Source organism: Deltaproteobacteria bacterium (assembly GCA_020845775.1).
Lineage (GTDB): Bacteria > Bdellovibrionota_C > UBA2361 > SZUA-149 > JADLFC01 > JADLFC01.
This window is the reverse complement of sequence record JADLFC010000182.1, coordinates 1-19550: the sequence shown is the minus strand read 5'-3', so window position 1 is coordinate 19550 and position 19550 is coordinate 1. Positions and strand designations below refer to the sequence as shown.

15 protein-coding genes are annotated in these 19550 nt (G+C 45.7%); 7 read left to right on the top strand and 8 right to left on the bottom strand.

Annotated elements, in window-relative coordinates:
• Window positions 1–106: 106 nt before the first annotated feature.
• Together IT291_11305 and ppsA are read right to left on the bottom strand one after the other, a co-directional pair.
• Complete coding sequence (locus IT291_11305) at window positions 107–1216, bottom strand: ATP-binding protein (protein MCC6221816.1); 1110 nt, start codon at window positions 1214–1216, stop codon at window positions 107–109.
• Window positions 1217–1353: 137 nt separating this feature from the next.
• Window positions 1354–3762, bottom strand: coding sequence for a phosphoenolpyruvate synthase (gene ppsA / locus IT291_11300; GenBank protein ID MCC6221815.1), 2409 nt, complete (start codon window positions 3760–3762; stop codon window positions 1354–1356).
• A gap of 167 nt (window positions 3763–3929) precedes the next feature.
• Here ppsA and IT291_11295 point away from each other — a divergent pair, with 167 nt between their 5' ends.
• The 7 genes from IT291_11295 (at window position 3930) to IT291_11265 (ending at window position 13613) form a co-directional block, all read left to right on the top strand.
• The gene (locus tag IT291_11295; protein ID MCC6221814.1) at window positions 3930–4130 is read left to right on the top strand and encodes a type II toxin-antitoxin system VapB family antitoxin; all 201 of its coding nucleotides are present in this window, start codon (window positions 3930–3932) and stop codon (window positions 4128–4130) included.
• The gene (locus IT291_11290; GenBank protein MCC6221813.1) at window positions 4127–4495 is read left to right on the top strand and encodes a type II toxin-antitoxin system VapC family toxin; all 369 of its coding nucleotides are present in this window, start codon (window positions 4127–4129) and stop codon (window positions 4493–4495) included. Before IT291_11295 ends, IT291_11290 begins: the two co-directional genes overlap by 4 nt.
• Window positions 4496–4514: 19 nt before the next feature.
• A complete protein-coding gene (locus IT291_11285) occupies window positions 4515–5543 on the top strand; it encodes a zinc-dependent alcohol dehydrogenase family protein (GenBank protein ID MCC6221812.1) in 1029 nt (342 codons plus the stop codon).
• Between the two features lie 365 nt (window positions 5544–5908).
• Entirely contained in the window at window positions 5909–8179 is a 2271-nt protein-coding gene (locus IT291_11280) for a heparinase II/III family protein (GenBank protein MCC6221811.1), read from the top strand.
• 81 nt (window positions 8180–8260) lie between these two features.
• Window positions 8261–10633, top strand: a complete 2373-nt coding sequence (locus IT291_11275) for a hypothetical protein (protein MCC6221810.1) — start codon at window positions 8261–8263, stop codon at window positions 10631–10633.
• Window positions 10634–10905: 272 nt separating this feature from the next.
• Complete coding sequence (locus IT291_11270; protein ID MCC6221809.1) at window positions 10906–13143, top strand: hypothetical protein; 2238 nt, start codon at window positions 10906–10908, stop codon at window positions 13141–13143.
• Between the two features lie 296 nt (window positions 13144–13439).
• On the top strand, window positions 13440–13613 hold the full coding sequence (locus IT291_11265) for a hypothetical protein (protein ID MCC6221808.1): 174 nt from the start codon (window positions 13440–13442) through the stop codon (window positions 13611–13613).
• 52 nt (window positions 13614–13665) lie between these two features.
• On the opposite strand, the gene phoU is transcribed toward IT291_11265, so the two are convergent.
• Genes phoU through IT291_11235 form a run of 6 tightly spaced genes read right to left on the bottom strand, consistent with a single transcriptional unit; the run spans window position 13666 to window position 19262 of the window.
• The gene (gene phoU / locus IT291_11260; GenBank protein MCC6221807.1) at window positions 13666–14325 is read right to left on the bottom strand and encodes a phosphate signaling complex protein PhoU; all 660 of its coding nucleotides are present in this window, start codon (window positions 14323–14325) and stop codon (window positions 13666–13668) included.
• 28 nt (window positions 14326–14353) lie between these two features.
• Window positions 14354–15148 carry a phosphate ABC transporter ATP-binding protein gene (locus tag IT291_11255; GenBank protein ID MCC6221806.1) on the bottom strand — a complete coding sequence of 265 codons (795 nt, stop codon included), beginning with the start codon at window positions 15146–15148 and terminating at the stop codon, window positions 14354–14356.
• A gap of 19 nt (window positions 15149–15167) precedes the next feature.
• Window positions 15168–16022 (bottom strand): phosphate ABC transporter permease PstA, encoded by an 855-nt coding sequence (gene pstA, locus IT291_11250; protein MCC6221805.1) that lies wholly within the window; start codon window positions 16020–16022, stop codon window positions 15168–15170.
• 8 nt (window positions 16023–16030) lie between these two features.
• Complete coding sequence (gene pstC, locus IT291_11245; protein MCC6221804.1) at window positions 16031–16960, bottom strand: phosphate ABC transporter permease subunit PstC; 930 nt, start codon at window positions 16958–16960, stop codon at window positions 16031–16033.
• Window positions 16957–17985, bottom strand: a complete 1029-nt coding sequence (locus tag IT291_11240) for a PstS family phosphate ABC transporter substrate-binding protein (protein MCC6221803.1) — start codon at window positions 17983–17985, stop codon at window positions 16957–16959. The genes pstC and IT291_11240 overlap by 4 nt, the downstream gene beginning before the upstream one ends.
• 53 nt (window positions 17986–18038) lie before the next feature.
• Window positions 18039–19262 carry a hypothetical protein gene (locus IT291_11235; protein ID MCC6221802.1) on the bottom strand — a complete coding sequence of 408 codons (1224 nt, stop codon included), beginning with the start codon at window positions 19260–19262 and terminating at the stop codon, window positions 18039–18041.
• Window positions 19263–19550: the final 288 nt, after the last annotated feature.

Genomic DNA, 19550 nt, shown 5'->3' with positions numbered 1-19550 from the left:
TACTTAAAGTAAGGCATTCATTAAGGATAAAAACAATAATAATATTAACCTATTATTTAACCTATTTTCCCAGCAATTCTGGGCGAAGCGTTTTGGGTCAGCAATTCTAGATTAAAGATTTAAGAAATGTCCTTGCTGAAACGAGTTTTAGTCCCAAATCAGTTACAAACTCCCTTTTGGGGTTAAGCGACACTTGACAGGCTTCCACACCGGGGAATTTACCGGCCAAGTACTTTAATGATGGTGATACAGAATCATCCGCAAGCTTGCTCTCTACCAATAGGATGGGGCTTTTGTTTTCGACTACGACAAAATCCACTTCCCTTCCGTCTACATCTCTAAAATACCGCAACTCGAGCTCCCTACCTTCTGTATCGAACTGAAAGTGAATCCATTTTAGGAGATGTGAAGCTAGCATATTTTCAAACCTAGCCCCTGGCTCTCGAATTAGTGACCAGTCGTAGTGGTAGTGCTTCTGTTCCTTCTTTACCGCGCGAATCCTTGGTGCCCCAAAGGGCAAAACGCGAAAAACTGCGTACATGCGCTCCAATATATCTATCCACCTAGAAACAGTCTGAAAGTTAAGCGACAAATCTTCTCTTAGGGAATTAATAGAAAGAGGACTACCGACTCTCTCAGGCAATGCAGTTATTAGCATCTCAAGCGACCCTAGGTCCTTAATGTTCTCAAGCTCACTTATCTCCTCTCTAATCAACCGATTGCGATATTCAGTTGACCATCTTCTCGCTCGAGCCTTAGAACCGCTAAGAAATGGCTCGGGGAACCCACCCAATTCAAAAAGCTGCATAAGATCATCTTGGCTATCCCCTCCGATTTCTGCAAACGAAAGAGGATGTAATCGCAAGTAATAGTATCTTCCCTGTAGTGAATCTCCACCGAAACGGTATAGGTCCAGTCGAGCGCTGCCAGTAACTAAAATTTTCTTTCCCGGGTGAAACTCATCAAAGATGCCCTTGAGATAATTTCGCCACTTCCTATACTTATGTATCTCGTCAAATACTAGGATATTGGAGTCCGGTAGAGTTCTCTTCAAAATCGCTTCACGTCCAGATGGAATATCCCAATTTAGATAACCTGCTGTCCCACCTAGAATTGCCTTGGCAAGAGTTGTCTTACCAACCTGTCGCGGACCACCAACAAACACCATCTTTATTTGAAGATCCTCTATGACCTTAGATGTCAAATAGCGTTCCATTTCGTTAGTATATTATGATGGATCGTAATATACAAGCGTGTATTTTACGGCCTATCATAAAAAAACAGCGACTAAATGGCTGCAATCTTTACAGGTTTATGTCGATGCAAATTTTTATGAATACTAGCGGCTAGGTATCAAGACTTAACCGCCAAACGCTCCTCCTCCTTTGCTATGGCAATGCGCGTATTTACGATGGCGTCGGCGCTGAGTGAGATAGCACCGATTCCTGCCTCTACCAAGAAAGTGGCAAAATCGGGGTAAGTGGAGGGAGCGTCGCCACAGATGCCGATATACTTTCCCTTTTTATTGGCAACCGAAATGACTTCCCGCACTAGTTTCTTTACCGCCTGGTTTCTTTCATCAAACAAATCCGCCACGAGCTCTGAATCTCGATCTAGACCTAAGGTAAGTTGCGTTAAATCATTGGACCCTATGCTAAAGCCATCAAAGACATCTAAGAACTCATCTGCGAGCAGGACATTGGAGGGGATTTCACACATTCCATAAATTTCTAAGCCATCCCTTCCCTGCACTAAGCCATACTGCGCCATGCACTCAATTACCTTTTTTGCCTCTTCTACCGTGCGACAAAATGGAATCATTAGCTTTAGATTCTTTAAGCCAAATATTTCGCGCACGCGAAGCATTGCCTGACACTCTAAGCCAAATCCATCCTTGTAACCTTCGCTATAATAACGAGAGGCACCTCGCCAACCAATCATGGGGTTTTCTTCATGAGGTTCGTATAAGTTACCACCCACGAGATGAGCGTACTCGTTTGACTTAAAATCGCTCATGCGAACGATCACCGACTTGGGATAAAAGGCCGCGGCAATTTTTCCCACACCTTGTGCAAGCTTATCTACGAAATAATCTTGCTTCTTATCATAGCCAACAGTTAAACGATCTATTTCGCGCTTTACCTCCGCATCCTCAATATTCTCAAACTCGATTAAAGCACGCGGATGCACTTTTATTGAACTTGAAATTATAAACTCCAGGCGCGCAAGGCCAACGCCATCATTTGGCAAAAACGATACCGCAAACACATTGTCGGGTGAGCCGACATTTAGACAAATCTTAGTTCTTGTGACAGGAAGCTTGCTAAGATCGCATTCGCTCTCCTCATACTTTAACAATCCCTCATAAACTCTCCCCAAATCGCCCTCAGCACAACAGGCGGTAATTTCCGCTCCCGATTGAATTTTGCTCGTTGCATTTCCCGTCCCCACCACACAGGGAATTCCCAGCTCGCGGCTCACGATGGCAGCATGGCTCGTCCTCCCGCCATGGTCCGTAATTACCGCCGCAGCCACCTTCATGATGGGTTCCCAATCCGGATCGGTAGAACTCGTCACCAACACCTCTCCCTTTTTAAATTTTTCAATCTCGGTAGCGGAGTGACTTACATGCGCCGCTCCCTGCCCTATTCCTTGCCCAATAGCACTACCAGTAGCAAGTAGCGGTCCCTTTTCTAAGAGTTTATACTGCTTGAGCTTAAGCACATCGCGCTGAGAAGTTACCGTTTCGGGGCGAGCCTGCACGATAAATAACTCATTAGTCTTCCCATCCTTTGCCCACTCAACATCCATCGGCGTGTATTTGCCCTTTAGCTTGCTATAGTGCTCCTCTATCTCGCACATCCATTTGGAAAGTTTAATTATCTCCTCATCGCTTAAAACAAACTTTGCGCGTTTAGCGCGCTCAACGCGCACTACTTCAGTAGCTGCTTTGTCGCGCTGTCCGTAAATCATCATCGTCTTTTTGCTGCCAAGCGTCTTTGAGATAATGGGCTTAAAATTCTGCTTTAATGTTGGCTTAAAAACAAAATACTCATCGGGATTTACTTGACCCTGCACTATGGTCTCCCCTAACCCATAGGTGCCGGTAATTAGGACTACGTCTTTAAACCCACTTTCGGTATCAACTGAAAAGCTCACCCCAGAACACGCTAGGTCACTTCGCACCATCTTTTGCACGCCAATGGAAAGCTGAACCGAGAAATGATCAAAACCTTGGTCCACCCGATAAGATATTGCGCGATCCGTAAATAGCGAAGCAAAGCAGCGCATGCAGGCCTGAAGCAGCTCCCTTTCGCCAGTTACATTTAAATAACTCTCCTGCTGCCCAGCAAAACTAGCCTCCACTAAATCTTCTGCCGTGGCGGAACTCCTTACCGCCACATCTAAATTTTCCTGGCCAAACTCTAGGCAAAGCCTGCGATAAGCACCGCATATGGCCTCTCCTACAACTTTAGGCATCTCGCTATGTAAAATTAGACGCCTCACCTTCTTGCCCCTTTGCTGTAGGTTTTCGATATCGGAAGTATCAAGGCCTTTAAGTGCACTTTTAATCTCTTCGCCTAAGCCACTCTGTCCGAGTAAGTAGCGATAAGCCCCAGTAGTTACCGCAAAGCCATTAGGGATATTAATACCCTTAGGCACTAACTGCTGATACATCTCCCCTAAAGACGCATTCTTGCCCCCCACGCGCGCGATATCTTGATAACTAATTTCCTTAAACCAAAGAATATATTCGCTCATTATTAATTAATCTCTCTAAGAAGCAACTAGCCACACACAGCTTTTCACAATTCGGCCACTATACACATTTTACGGATCATTAAAAATTATTGATAGCCCATACTACCCCAACATAACCGCAATAAAAACACTTGACAGATATGTATATAGCATACATATGTATACATATGAAAACAACTCTTAACATTGATGACGAACTTCTCAAAAGAGCCTCGCAACTAGCAGGAGTTAAGGAGAAAACTTTATTAGTTCGCATGGGCCTAGAGGCATTAATTGCCCGTGAAAGTAGCCGGCGGCTTGCAGAACTTGGAGGAACGCAGCCCCAGCTTAAAGTTGCTCCGAGACGTCGAGTCGGAAAGGCGCAGTGATTTTGGTCGACACATCGGTTTGGGTAGATCACTTTCGTCGGCGAAACGACGATTTATCTATTCTTCTCAGAGATGGACAGGTTGCCTGCCATGACTTCGTCATCGGAGAACTGGCCTGCGGAAATCTTAGGAACCGAAATATGGTCTTGCAACTTCTATCAGAAATAGCAAGAGCTGAGATAGCCAGTCACGTTGAGGTGCTGCTGCTACTTGAGGAGCGAAAACTTACTGGGAAAGGCATTGGCTGGATCGATGCTCATCTATTAGCTTCGTGCCTTATTTCCCATTTGCGCTTATGGACGAGAGATGCTGCACTAGCCAATGCGGCGGCATTACTGGGATGCCATTTTAGCGCGGGGCGATAGTTTGCAGGGCCTACTCATCATGAAAGCCATGTTGCTCCACCGAACCTTATCTCTAAAAACCAATTGCGAGCCGCTTACGCTTGCGGACGTTCCCATTCCCGAGCCCAAAGCAGGCGAGATCCTAATTGAAGTATCTGCCTGTGGAGTCTGTCACACTGACTTAGATATTATCGAGGGGAGAACTCCTCCTAGTTTCTTGCCAATCATACCAGGCCATCAAGTAGTTGGCCGCGTGGTTGCCTCAAATGCAAAGCCGCAAAAATTTAAAATTGGAGACAGGGTTGGTGTTGGTTGGATTTTTTCTTCTACGGGAGACTCTTCCGAAAATATTGCCGATACATTCAAGGCCACCGGACGAGACGCTAATGGTGGCTATGCTGAGTTTATGTGCGTTAGCGAAGATTACGCCTATAAAATACCTGACGTCTTTTCAGATATCGAAGCGGCACCGCTCCTTTGTGCGGGAGCTGTTGGTTATCGCGCTTTAAAATTGGTGGCAAATTTTAAAGATGGAAACGCTCTCGGGCTTATGGGCTTTGGCGGATCAAACCACCTGGTTCTCCAATTAGCAAGACATTTATACCCCCACTCTTCTATATTTGTCTTTGCGCGAGATGCTACGGAAAGGGCTTTTGCCCTAGAGCTCGGTGCGGCCTGGGCCGGTGATGTTGCCGAAGCTCCGCCGCAAAAGCTCGATGCCGTAATCGATACTACGCCGGCATGGAAGCCAGTCGTGGAGGCACTTACCCACCTAAAGCCCGGAGGACGACTGGTTATTAACGCTATCCGGAAACAAGATTCCGACAAGGAATATTTGCTCAACCTTTGCTACGAAAAACACTTATGGATGGAAAAGGAAATTAAATCTGTCGCCAATGTAACGCATTTTGATCTAGAGGATTTTCTTCCCGTAGCGGCACAAATTCCATTAAAACCACACGTGCAAACTTATGCACTTGGGGAGGCGAACAAGGCACTAGTAGACCTGAAGTGCGGAAGTATTCGCGGAGCTAAGGTTTTAAGGGCGTGTTGTCCAACCCGCCCTTAAACGTCGTTCAAGTTGCTAACTTTTTCAAGCGTACGCCGCTAATTTTCATTTTCATTTAAGGCACTTAACTTGAGCCATGTAATTAATACTTGAAAAGCCAAGAGGCTAGCTGGTAAAATAACCAGAGAAAAAATGAAAGATATTTAGGGCGTGTCTTCCGACACGCCCTAAAAGGCAGACGCCGAAGGCGCCTGCCAGTGCGTAGCACTGGGTTTATAGAGCATGAAATTCTCTATAAACTAAAAACAATAATAAGGGGATGTTTTTTCAAAAGAGACAAAAAATAAACCACGCAAGCGGTTGATTGGAAAACGCTAGCTTCCCGACAGTCCCATTTATCCTTAGTTAAAGAGGCTTAGTATATTATGAAGACAACCAGAAGACTGTGGTTTTTTGCAATAGTAGTTGCCCTAGCTTTTTCAGCCCCAGCTATTGCCGCAGAGCATCCTTTCTTAATTGTAAAACAGGACAAATTTACCGAGCTTCAGGGGCGCGCGTCTCAGCCACCCTGGAAAGAGATGAAGGCCACGGCTATTTCCATGGCAAATAGTTTAACTTATCCTGTTGCTGGAACAAAAATCGATAAGTCCAAGGCTATGATTAAGATTATGAATTACACGGCACTTGCCTACATCGTCGATCCAGCAAATAGAGTAACTTATAAAAATAAAATTAGGGATACAATTTCGCATTGGTCCACGCATTATCCGACGCTCGATCATGCTGTTTGGGCCGATACGGTTCTCGGCGGTTCGGCTTATTTTATGTCGGTAGTGGCATTAGATATTATCTATAACGATTTAACAACTACCGAGCGCACCAATGCCGAAAATATTTTGGCGGCAGCCCAAAACGGTTGGAACTGGCCGCTCAATCGCTATGGAGCGCCTCTGGCGTTTGCCTTATTTAAGGGCGATAGGGCTAGAATTGATTCTCTAAAACAATTGTATCGCAAAGAGATATTTCCTCCCGGCGATGGGAATCTAGCCGAGTCGCGGTATGTTACTGCCGATGGAGCTTATCCCGCTGGTATTAATTATTCTTGGCAGCGATTAGCTGGTGGACATGACTGCTGCCGGGCAGCGAAGGTGTACACCAGGTATGTTTTGGAGCATACGGGAGAGGACAGCTACTATTCTACATCGGTCATGCGCAATTTTAACCGATGGCTTTTTACTTTTGGAACTACACCATTTCGCACCCATACGGTATTTGGCGACACTGAAAATGCTATTACATTTAACGCTGGTAGAAATTATTTTTTAGACAGATACTCGGCTGAAAGTGCAGCGCTGGCATCATGGTATGTAAATGGCGCATTGCCGAATTCCGAAGCCTCATTATTTACCTACATACTTATGACCAAGCAATTGCCCCCTGGGCAAAAGCCCACCAGTCAAATCTTTAATGATGGCGGCGCGGCTTTTTGGGAAAAGAATTCATCGGAGCTGTCCTTAATGGGCGCAATGCTAAACCAAACAAATTCCGAGTGGCATACACATAAGGAAGTTAATAGCATTAACCTAATAGGTTACGGTGAATACCTTTTGGTAAATGCGGGCTATGCTGGTGCCATGAGCGTGTATGATGCGGGAGGTTTTGATCGCGCATGGATAGCTAGAAATGCTAATTCGGGGAATACGGTGCTTATCGACCGAAAAGATCACCTTGCAGATATTCCACCCTCAATCTCGCCCGTGCCTGGTGCGGGCGTGACCGAAGGCTTTGTGACCGCTGGCCTAGATTACGCTAGCGGGGATTCGGGCAAAGCTCTTCCTAACGGCAAACATCAGCGCAATTTTATCTTCATTCATCCGCAGGATGGAAAAAACGGCTATTGGCTCCTCTTTGACGAGGTTAACGCAATCAGTGCGGCGCTAACAACGGCTAATGTGCTTTTACATCCCAATTCTAACTCCTTCACAACCATTGCCAGCGAAAAAGAGTATCAATGGAAGATAAACGGCCCATTCAAGCGCCAAACTAAGGATACTTTTATTAGCATCTTTTTAGGAACTAGCCCAAAAGCTCAGAGCGTATTGCTCAAGGATAGCGTATGGGTGAGGCGCGATGGCTATATCATAAATAAATATCTCGATGCGACTTTTGCTACGGATGCTTTGGGCAAGGCCAATATCGCGACGGTTTTGTTTCCCCATGACCCTACTCACGCCAAGGCCAATATGGTTCGCCTTTCAGGGAACGGTTTTACCGGTGCAAGTATCGATCACGGAAACTCGATACTCGACTTTGCCCTCGCAAACTCTTCTACCGGCACAGTCCAGCATGGATTAGTTTCTTTTAAGGGGAAGGCCAGCGCTTATCGGCTTAACAACGGTCTGCTTTCTTTCTATTTCGTGCGCCAGGGAACGTCCTTTAATGATGGAACATCTCAACGGCGCGGATTTAGCTCGGCGGCCAATGTTAGCGTTTATATGAAAAATACTGCGGGCAAGATAATATCGCCGGGTACAAATGTTACTTTCTATTATCCGGGGCTTACAGGCGTTAACCTTAACGGCCAGACTTTTTCGGGCGCAACGGTTTCTATTCCCGCTGGCACTCATGATATTTCGCTAGTCGTAGGTCAAAACCTGCCGCCGGCGGCGCCGAAAAATTTGCACGTAGTGCAGTGAGGACGGGGTCAGGATTAGGATAGTGGCGAAGCCTTTGTAGGAGAGGTATAGGTTTTCCCTCATTCAAAATGGAGTAGAGAGATGTTAGTCAATGTTTTTGCGGGTGATGCAGTGCGCGCAATTTTTGCGGGGGTGCTGTCTTTAGCTCTAAGTGTAGTTGTGCCTAGCTTGGCGCAGGCGGTGGAGACTCCGCGGTGTTCGGATGGCATAGATAACGACCTGGATGGGAAGAAGGATTTTCCTGCCGATCCAGATTGCATAGCGGCTTTTGACGAAAGTGAAAATGGCGATCACCCCTTTATTATTGTTACTAAAGATCGCTATGCCGAATTGCGGACTAGAGCGGCAAGTGCTCCTTGGTCGGATTGGAAGACTAAGGCAATTAGTGACTGTAAGAGTCACGTTATTAGAAGTGGTGTAGAAGCCCATCAGATTGCCGATGATATTACGATGGTTATTAACGGCTGCTCATTAGCTTATATTTTAGATCCGGCGAATAAAGGCATTTATACTCCAAGATTTAAGACTGCGATGGACGCCTGGAGTACGGTTACTTTACCCTATGAGATGAATTTTGGCACGAAGCCCTGCACTAATGGGCTTATCATGTCCTTAACTGGGCTAGATATTTTCTACGATGAGATCGATTCCATTACCAGGAGTAAATATGAAAATACTCTTGATAGTCTTTGCGACACCAATAAAGTTCCTCGGGTGGGAACTTTTAGTCCGGGCGCAGAGGCGGTATGGAATATATATAAGAAAAATGCCAGCGGAGTATTGACTTACATTAATCAATACGACGATGTCATATTTGGAAGCGGCGGGATGATATCTTCGGATGGATTTTTTAACGATGGCCCGATGTATGGTTGGACTCGGCATCAGTTCCCAAATAGCTTAGCTACGGGGATATATTTTGATATCGTAACCTTTAGTGGGCATAGAAACTATTACGCCGATTCGCGGGTTAGGGATTTTTATGATTGGCTTTTTCACTTTGGCGCAAGTCCACCTCTGACTCATACGGTTTTCGCCGAGGCAAGAATTGGCCATTACGATGCCAATGGTATGGGGGAATCCCTACTATTGTGGATATCGGAGAGGTGGTCTGAGGAGATTAACCGACATTCTGCTTGGATGGTAAACGAGTTAAAGCGAAGCCCCAAATACACGCTCTATACTTACTCTCTGATGAAAAACCCGCTGCCATCACCGCTTAAACCTACGAGCAAAATCTATTTTAAGGGAGGTGCGGGCTTTTGGGAGAGAAATATTTCAAGGCAATCCCTAATGGGTGCCCTCTGGTCACAGACGCGAACGTCGCAACATTCGCGTAAGGAGCCAAACAACCTTAATATCATGGGGTTTGGGGAGTACATGTTAGTAAATGCCGGATATGCCAGATGGGGTGAGTCCTGCAAAGACAATACTACTGGTATCGTGTGGCCGTGGAATTGGTTTAGAGAAGATCCCAAGTCAGAAAATACGATTACTATCGGAACGAACGAGATATTTGGCATAGTCACTAATGGAGTGAAGGAGGGCCTTGTGTCGGATTTGTTTGACTATGCCAGTGGCGATTCGGGAAGTGCCATTCCGAATGGCACCCACCAGCGAAACTTTATAATGGTTCATCCCGAAGCCAATGAGAATCAAGGTTATTTTGTGCTATTTGATGAGGTGCACTCAAGTAGTCCAAGTCAGGAGGCTTTTATGCATTTGCACCCTAACTCTTTTGGGCCTACGACTATTGCAGACGGCAAGGAGTACCGTTTTACCATTGATATGATTACCGCCGAAAACCAGAAGCAAGAATATCTCTCTATCTTTTATGGAACTGCGCCCGCGGCAGTCACTTTTCCCAACGGCGGCATCGCCTTTGCCCAAAAGGAAGACGGTTGCTACACGGCGAAGTATCCCAAGGCAAAGTTTGTAACTAATGCGCAAGGGAATAAGAGTATGGTTACGGTTCTTTTCCCCCACGATATAAGTCATCCCAAGGCTAACATGACGAGGTTAAGCGGAACTGGTTTTTCGGGGGCAAGAATTGATCATAGCACTAGCTCAGATTACGCAACCGAATCAGATGGTGCTGCGGTGGTAAGTCCTTTAAGTGGAGTAAACTACCAAGGCAAAGCCTCGTTGTTTCGCGCCAGCGGAACGAGTAACAAATTTTACTTCGTTCGCCGCGGTAGAAGCTTTAGCATGTCAAATGTTGGATTTACTTCAAGTGCGGATGTTAGCGTTTACATGCGGGGGCAAACGGGAAAAATCGTATCGCCCGGAGCAACGGTGACATTTATGTTCCCAGGGATTACCGGCGTAAAGTTAAACGGCGGTAGCGACCAGGGTGCCAGTCTCTTTATCCCGGCAGGTACGCATGATGTTTCCCTAGTAGTAGGTCAAAACCCGCCACCTGCAGCGCCGAAAAATTTGCGGGTAGTGCCGTGAGGTAGTGAGTGGTCTTGTCCCGAAAAAGCGCCACTTCTAACAAGGGAAGATAAAAACCGCGCGAAGCCGAGCTGCGTGGGCGAGCTCGTTAGACGAGTCAACGAGCTAGGGCTGCACTTGAGAGCCTTAGAATTCGGCGTTTATTTTGGTAAAAGTTAATGGCTATTAGCTTGCGTCTGTGAGTAATAGTTGCGAATCCTAAAAGCGCTCTGGTAAAATAGCAATAGGAAGAAGTGAAGTTTATCGTCAGTCATTAAATATCGTGGAACATTATGACAACCGTTATGAGATTTTGGCTTTTTGCTGCAGTAGTATCTCAAATTATTCTCTTACCTGCTTATGGGCAGCCGGTCTGGCAACAGGTGCCGGTAAGAACAAAAGCGCAAAAAACAGCAGGAGTGGGCGGCGGAGAGGGTATGCAATCTATTAGATACATGGCTTACGCGCCGTCGAGTCACAATATCGCGTTTATGGTTAACGATATGGGCTATATCTGGAAGAGTACAGATGGTGGAGCTAGTTGGCAGAAAAAAAATAAAGGTTTTTTACCCATCTCTGTGCGCTATGTGGCGGTTGATCCATCTGACCCTCAGAGAGTTTTTGTCGTTTCAGGCATGCACAGTTGGGAAGATGTCACAGCTATCGGAATTCATAGAAGCACTGACGGAGGAGAAAACTGGAAACTGGTCAAACAATCCGACTTCAAAGGCGCTTTCGGCACGATGAGGCATGGTAATCTTCTTGCCTTTAGCGGAAGTACCATTTATGCAGCCACTGCCAAAGAAGGTATTTTAAAATCCACTGATAGTGGTAATTCTTGGGCTCCCTATTCCTTATCAGGCCACAGTGTGCCAAACATACAAATTGATCCAGCTGATCCAACCATACTTTACGCCTCCAGCCAGACAAATAATTTGTTGTATAAAATTGCTAATAACGGAGCCAGTGTCAGTAAAATCGGCATTGGTCTTCCCAAATATCCGAATCATTTTGTTATTAATCCCAAGAATCGTTTGATCATGTATGCTGTTGCCTACGATAAAGGTGTTTACAAATCTACTAACGGAGGAGAAAACTTCTCTTCTCTAAATAGCAACTTCACTCCTGCTGCCAATTTCAGCGGTTACCCAGCCCTTCATATAGCCATTAGTCCGGCCGATCCAAGTTATCTTTATGTCAGTTTGTATCACTATGATTATTCCGAAAAATCGGCCACTTTTTACTACACCAATGACGGCGGGGCCCATTGGTATGAACCTCTTAGTATGGATGAAAAAAACCCGGCCGGGTGGGTAAACGGTTCAGGGCATGGTATCTGGAACAACGCTGGCCGTGAGAACTGGCATATTAGCCCCACTGCGCCACACCCGACGGATAGAAATATTGCTTTGGCCGTAGGCGGTTTTAACCACTATGTTGAAAGAACTACTGACGGTGGCGCTAATTGGAGGTATTCTAACGCTGGGTATACTGGCGGTCATGTGGGATACCAGCCTATGCAAGCTTACACGACTCCGTTCGTTTGGGATAAGAACAATTCCCTTAGATTTATGATGCTAGAGAATGATTATGGGGGCTGGCTCACCATGGATGGCGGCAGCTCTTTTTCATATAATGGAGCTCGTCACGACACTACTCCTGATATTCGCTCCTGCGCCGGAGCTTTCGACCCGTCTATAGGATCACAAACGATTGTTGTTGGAATTGGACCTAATCCAGGCGGAGGTAGAGACGTAAATGGCGATGGGAAGATCGATACGTTGGATAAACAAGACGGCCAAATTATCGCCGTATCCAATGATAATGGGACGACATGGACTACCAACCCAGATACAAAGAGAACAGGCACTTGGTCGGCAGGCATCTTTCAATTCATAGCGTTTAACTCCCAAGACCCAAATATAGTTTATGCCGATAATCTAAAAAGCACAAATAAAGGGAATACTTGGACTCCTATTGTAAGACGCATTGCCGCCATGTATCCTGGCAACGGAAATATCGTTTACTCTTTCCAAGGGCAAACAATTTTTAAATCGATCGATGCCGGCAAGACCTGGCCAAGCTCATATCCTGCTGTGGTTTCAAACGACATTAGAGGTATTGCCATTCATCCTAACAACCCCGATAAAATATTTGTTGCCGCTGGAGACAAAGGACTTTACATTATAAACGGCAGTGTTGTTACCTTAAAAAATGCCGCTAATGGCTTGGTTAATATCGGCGCCAGAGCGGTTGCGGTAGATCCGAAGAACCCGGACGTGGTATATGTTAGTATCAATCGTGCCAGTATTAACGCCCCTCAATCTGTGTTTCGCTCAATAGATGGGGGTAATACCTTCGCGGATGTTTCAGGGAATTTAAGCCCGTTAAATGTTGACACTATATCAGTTGATCCGCACACAAGGTATGTATATGCAGCAAGCTCTGCCGGCACGTGGAAACTTCCGCCGCCGGGGACAAGCGATTCTATACCCCCTGCGGCACCTACGGGATTAAAGGTTATGCAGTAGTCTGGTCTTGCCAAATCTGACGATAGCAAGCATCAAAAGACATTGAATATCCTGAGCGCTGTTTATACATTTACAAAAATCCTTTTTGTAAATGTATAAACAGCAAGCACGTAAGTGCTTGCCACTAAACAACAAATACCGTTTTTAAAAAGTGAAATATTTAACTTACTTTTTAGAAACGGTATAAGCTCTTAATTCCCAAATATGTTCCACCAGCCCTTGTTGGGGCGATTTTTGCGCGGTTGTGGTGCTTGGCGTGTGCTGGGATAACGAGGCTTTTCGTAGATAGGTAATACGTGGCCGGCGCAACAGTTACATTTATCTTTCCAGGGTTAACGGGCGTAAAGTTAAATGGCGGGACCACGCAGGGTGCTAGTCTTTTTATCCCGGCAGGTACACATGATGTTTCGCTAGTGGTAGGTCAGAACCCACCGCCGGAAGCGCCGCAGAATTTGCGGGTAGTGCAGTAAAACTGCGAAATTGTTGCTGCCGTAGTCTTTCTCTCTGGACTTGGCCCTAGAGCTAAATTGACTTCTTGTGCCGCACAATATCTCCCTGCACCAAATAGACAACATCCTCAGCGATATTCGATGCTAAATCAGCTATCCGTTCCAAATTTCTCGACACAAAGAGCAACAAAAAAAATTGTTCGGCATGCTCCGACATCCGTTGGACTTGTGCCAGAGCCCACGCATACATATTAGCATGCAATACATCTACCTCATCATCAACTGACAATACCTCTCGAGCAAGCGATGGATTCAACTCCACTAAAGACAGCAGACTTTTTCTCAGCATCAGCTTAACTTTCTTTGCCATAGTTTGCACGTCACCCGGCACATCTATAGCATGCCCCCGGCAAAAGCTCTTAGCTCTTCGCCCTATGCTCTCCGCTAAATCTCCTATCCGCTCCAGGTCGTTATTAATCTTCAAAACTGAAACAATAAAGCGAAGATCTTGGGCAACGGGTTGATACAAGGCTAGCAGTTTTAAGCAGTCCTCCTCTAACTCCACTTCTCGCTCATCAACAACACTATCTCCTTGGATCACCTCCTCAGCAGCTTCAGGGTCTCGTGCGGCCAGGGCATCGATGGCCCGTCGCAATTGGCTCTCTACCAGCTCCCCCAGCGCAACTACCTTACTTTTCAGCGCCTCTATTTCCATTTGTAAATGCTTACTCATATCTGCAACACCATGTTCTCAAGGTCTATCAACCGAAACGCCCGGTTATATAGTCCTCCGTTTGTTTTTTGCCCGGCTTAGTAAATATAGTTTTCGTGCTATCAAACTCGATTAATCTACCCTCATAAAAAAACGCGGTATAATCCGAAACTCGCGCTGCCTGCTGCATATTGTGGGTAACTATAACTATAGTGTACTTGCCGCGCAGCTCGTCAATCAGGTCTTCGATCTTATCAGTCGACCTAGGATCTAGCGCGGAGGCGGGCTCATCCATTAATAATATTCGCGGATTTACCGCCAGCGCCCGCGCTATGCACAGCCGCTGCTGCTGCCCACCCGAAAGTGACAATGCGCTTTCCTGCAAGCGATCTTTTACCTCATCCCACAAATTAGCTTTTTTTAAACTACTCTCCACTATTTGCTTGATGCTAGATTTATCGCGCAGGCCATGAATGCGCAAACCGTAGGCCACATTTTCAAATATGGACTTGGGAAAGGGATTCGAGCGCTGAAATACCATCCCCACATTCTTGCGAAGCTCCACCAAATCGATATTGTTTCTAGCAATATCCTCTCCCTCAATACAAACTTCCCCTTGCATGCGAGTGCCTGGAGTCAAATCATGCATGCGATTTAGAATTCTTAAGAAAGTTGACTTTCCACAACCGGAGGGGCCGATTAGGGCAGTTACCGCTTTGGCTGGAATATCTAGCGACATATTAAAAAGCGCCTGAACTTCGCCATAGAAGAAATCTAGTTGTCGCGCACTTATAGCGACATCCTTTTTCCCTTTTTCAGCTGCTAGTGAATTGCTACTGGTCATCTCCTAATCTTACACCCTACTAAAAACGATATCGCCTCTCCAATTTGCGCCGTAAAAAAACAGCTACAGCATTCATTCCCAACAGCAAAACGAGCAACACGATTATACCAGCCGCAGCATTAGCGTGAAAGCCCGCTTGCGGTCGCGAAATCCAATTAAATATTTGAAGGGGAAGGACGGTAAAAGGCGAATTAAGACTATCGGGAAGAAAGGCCATATAGGTTATAGCGCCAATAGTAATTAAAGGCGCTGTTTCTCCAATAGCTCGCGAAAAGGCCAATATGCATCCCGTTAAAATTCCAGGGAAGGCAACTGGCAACACTTGATGCCTAATCACTTCCCAACGCGTAGCGCCTAAGGCAAAAGCTGCCTCGCGCAAAGAGTGCGGAACTCGTTTAATTGCTTCCCGCGATGACATAATAATTATCGGGAGCACCAACAACGCCATGGTAAAGGCCCCGGCCAAAAGGCTGCGCTCCAAGTGAAAAACTCGCACAAAAAGTTGTAAGCCCAGCAAACCATAAATTATCGATGGCAAGGCCGCAAGATTGGCTATGTTATGCTCGAGTAAACGGGTAAAAGCATTGTTTCGAGCGTACTCCTCAAGATAGATTGCCGCTCCCACACCAATCGGAAGACTGATAATAGCTGTAAGCAACATTAAATATAAGCTGCCTACCAGAGCCACCAACAACCCGGCACTTTGTGGTCTTCGCGAGGGATAACTTGTAAGAAAGTCAAGGCTTAAGCGATGCCACCCATCGGCAAAAATATCAACTAATAGGGCCCCTAGCATTAATAGACCCAGACCTACGGAAAAAAGACATGTGGCATAAAAGATAGCTTCGCCGAATTTTCCCTGCCGTCGAACCATATCGCAAACTAGCCCCTATACACCTGCTGAAACCTTCCCCTAATCCACAAACTAATGCCGTTTAGGAAATAGGTAAGTACAAAGAGAGCACCCCCCAAGGCAAATATGGTCTTGTATTCGAGCGTCCCGTGAGGCGTGTCGCCCAATGACACTTGTACGATAAAAGCCGTAATAGTCTCAACTGGCTCGAACGGATTTAAGGTCATTCGCGGCTGTTGACCTGCGGCAATAGTTACGATCATGGTCTCTCCCATGGCCCGAGACATTGCTAGGACACAAGAAACCAAAATCCCAGCCAAAGCACTGGGGATCTGAACTCTAAAAATAACTTGCAACTTTCGCGATCCCAGAGCGTAAGCCCCTTCTTTTAAACTCTTGGGCACCGTATATAAAGCATCTTCGCTTAGCGATGCTACCATGGGAAGGATCATTACTCCCATTACAATTCCGGGACTCAAGGCATTAAAACCCGATAGACTCGGAATTACCGTGCGAAGTAAAGGCGTCACAAAGAGAAAGGCAAAGTAGCCGTACACAACGGTAGGGATTCCTGCCAGAATCTCCAGTAATGGCTTAAGAATATCTCTCTCCCAAGGGCGCGCAAATTCGCTTAGATAAATCGCCGTGATTAACCCAAGCGGAATAGCAACGACCAAGGCAATAAAAGAGACTAAAAATGTTCCGCATAACAGTGGAAGAATTCCAAAACTCTTCTTATAAAAAAGCGGAGTCCACTCCGTTCCCAAAAAAAACTCGCCAAGCGACACCTCCTCAAAAAAACCTATGGCCTCATAAGCAAGAACTATAATAGTAAGCGCGGTCGTCGCTATAGATACACTGGCACATAAAAACAACAAGAAGTGCATCAAATCGTTTCTAAGCTTCTTGCCAAAAAAGAAAGTGCTCTGGCGCAAAGGTGTTCTCGGTGATTCGCTCATTGTTTATTTAGGCTATCGAGCATTAGGTCTGCTAGGCTCACATTGGGCTTTTTAGCGAGTTCTGTAGCATACACTGAGCCTGTAATTACCCCTTCAAGTCTTTTTCTGGCAAGCTCAGCCACCTTTTGGGGAAGTGGAACATATCCAACCTCTTTTGCAAGCTCTGCGGCATTATTTAAATAGAAACTCACAAAACTACTAACCGGACGCCTATCTAACGCCCCCTGTCTCACGTAAATAAACAAGGGGCGGGCTAACGGCTGATATATGCCGTCTTCCACGTTACTCAAGCTCGGCAATTGCGGCCCCTTGCCATTATCGTCCAAGCCGTCATCAACCGCTACTGCCTTAAGTTTTTCCACATTTTCGATGTAATAGGCAAAACCAAAAAATCCAAGTGCATTTTTGTCATTGGCCACACCCTGCACCAAGATATTGTCGTCCTCACTAGTGGTGATATCGCCTCGGCTGGCGCGCTGTTCCCCTACGATGACTTCTGTAAAATAATCGAAGGTCCCAGAGTCGACACCTGGAGCAAAAAGCGATATTCGTTCGCTTGGCCAATCGCCGCGAATTTGATTCCAATGCGTAATCTTTCCCTGAGCTGCTGGCTCCCACAATTTTTTTAGCTCTGCAACCGTCATGGATGTCGCCCAATCATTTTGAGGATTTACCACTACGGTAAGCGCATCAAAGGCCACGGGAAGCTCAACATAAGAAATGCCATTCTTAGCACATAATTCTACCTCTACCGCTTTAATTGGCCTAGAAGCATCAGAAATATCCGTCTCAGCAGAGCAAAACTGCTTAAACCCACCGCCCGTTCCTGACACTCCTACGGTAATTTTAACTTCCCGCGAGACTCCACCAAACTCCTCGGCAACAGCCTCGGTAATGGGATACAAGGTACTCGAGCCATCTATCTTAATTACACCTGTATCCGTGCTCGCCGGCGCGGAATACGCACTTAAGGCAGGAAAGCACAACCATATCGCCATAACACTTATTTGCTTTAACGCTCTCATAACGCAATTCATCCTTTAATACCTACTCTCGTAAACATTACAGAAGTTCATTACTAGAAATCTACCTGAAACCTCATCGTAAGTGCTTGCGCATCACCCAAATCATCCTCATCACTATGAATAAGGTTTAGCATGATTCTAGCATTGGGATGTAAATACCAATTAAGCCCCAAAGTATAGTCGAGAAGTTTTCCGCCGCTAATAATGCTATCCTCTAAATCGATTTGCGAAAAACGCGCTGCAAGCTCCCACGCACCTAAACCAGGCTCACTGGCTATGTAATCCCTTAATGGATGCACCCTATCAAACACGCCCTCGCCCTTCTTGTATGGCCTAGTCTCGCCGGTTAGAAAGTAACTAACCATTACGTAAAACGAAGAGAGGTCTGCATCTGAGGCATCGATCGTGTTTACCAACGCCTGAACATATTCACTCTGCACGGACAAGGATTGTAGGACTAAAGCTAACTCTGCTCCAACCAGGTTTGCCGATTCTGCCGCTACGTCATTCGTATCTACAAAGCGCGGAGCATCGTGAATTTCCGGGCGTGTCCGAAACCTTAATGAATCACTTCCAATATTCTTATACGAATAGGCTAAACCTAAATGAACCAGACTTTTTCCTTCCTGGTAGTAATAGGGCAATGCGGCAATTCTACCCGTAAGGTTATAATTTTCATCGCCACTTCCCTCCCCAAACTCATCCACCTCTTTAAATGCTCCCGCAGATAGAACTAGCTTTTTATCGAGAAGCGCATTTTCCGCCCTAATACCTGCATTAAAAGAAGGTATTAGCGCGCTAGTTAAACCTCTCTCTAAAAACGTTATGAATCTACTACTAGTAAGCTCCTCTAGGCCGAACGGCTCTTTTTGATGACCCACCCGCAGGCTGTTTACTAGCGGCACACCTTTAAGACCTAGCCATACATCCTTAAACTCAGAATCTCCGCCAGCAAAATCATACTCCGCCTTATATTCTAAATTATAAATTGACCCAGCAGTATATAGACGAGCAGTGCGAAATTCCACACTATCCTCTAACTCTCCAACTCCCGTCTCCTCATCCTCCAAAGCCTCGTCCGCGTCTAGCCAAAAGGTCCAATCGTTATAAATTCTCCCACCCACTTTTATTGAAATATTCTTGTCGTCCGATTCATATCTAAACCCGTCTTTCCACTGCGCTGAAAGAGACTGAGCTTCCGCCGTACCAGCCCTTTCAGAGAAAAACACAACACACAAGGCAAATACTCTTAAAAGTGTCCTACAGTGATATCTCACGAAATTTTTCTCCTCGTTTAAAAAACATCAAAGTAATAGCGTCGTAGTGAGGGATAAAACAGAATTGTTAGAAAAATATTACGATTTGGTTAGAAATCAAATTAAATATAACCTCCAAGAATTATAGTCACATAACTGTGGTTGAGCCCCAGCTAATCTAATTGCAGACCCAAAGCGAAACTAACACGAAATTAGCACTTGATTATTCCTTCGCAGTACGAGAGAATAACTTAATACGAGTTCTGACCTCTGGTCACTGTTGTTTGCTTGTTTTTTGCTGTGCGCTTT

What these genes read in the sequence shown, in the direction of transcription:
- IT291_11305 (MCC6221816.1), bottom strand. Translation starts at nt 1,216, where the DNA reads ATGGAACGCTATTTGACATCTAAGGTCATAGAGGATCTTCAAATAAAG.
- IT291_11280 (MCC6221811.1), top strand. Translation starts at nt 5,909, where the DNA reads ATGAAGACAACCAGAAGACTGTGGTTTTTTGCAATAGTAGTTGCCCTA.
- pstC (MCC6221804.1), bottom strand. Translation starts at nt 16,960, where the DNA reads ATGAGCGAATCACCGAGAACACCTTTGCGCCAGAGCACTTTCTTTTTT.
- IT291_11295 (MCC6221814.1), top strand. Translation starts at nt 3,930, where the DNA reads ATGAAAACAACTCTTAACATTGATGACGAACTTCTCAAAAGAGCCTCG.
- pstA (MCC6221805.1), bottom strand. Translation starts at nt 16,022, where the DNA reads ATGGTTCGACGGCAGGGAAAATTCGGCGAAGCTATCTTTTATGCCACA.
- IT291_11270 (MCC6221809.1), top strand. Translation starts at nt 10,906, where the DNA reads ATGACAACCGTTATGAGATTTTGGCTTTTTGCTGCAGTAGTATCTCAA.
- phoU (MCC6221807.1), bottom strand. Translation starts at nt 14,325, where the DNA reads ATGAGTAAGCATTTACAAATGGAAATAGAGGCGCTGAAAAGTAAGGTA.
- IT291_11240 (MCC6221803.1), bottom strand. Translation starts at nt 17,985, where the DNA reads ATGAGAGCGTTAAAGCAAATAAGTGTTATGGCGATATGGTTGTGCTTT.
- IT291_11285 (MCC6221812.1), top strand. Translation starts at nt 4,515, where the DNA reads ATGAAAGCCATGTTGCTCCACCGAACCTTATCTCTAAAAACCAATTGC.
- IT291_11275 (MCC6221810.1), top strand. Translation starts at nt 8,261, where the DNA reads ATGTTAGTCAATGTTTTTGCGGGTGATGCAGTGCGCGCAATTTTTGCG.
- ppsA (MCC6221815.1), bottom strand. Translation starts at nt 3,762, where the DNA reads ATGAGCGAATATATTCTTTGGTTTAAGGAAATTAGTTATCAAGATATC.
- IT291_11255 (MCC6221806.1), bottom strand. Translation starts at nt 15,148, where the DNA reads ATGACCAGTAGCAATTCACTAGCAGCTGAAAAAGGGAAAAAGGATGTC.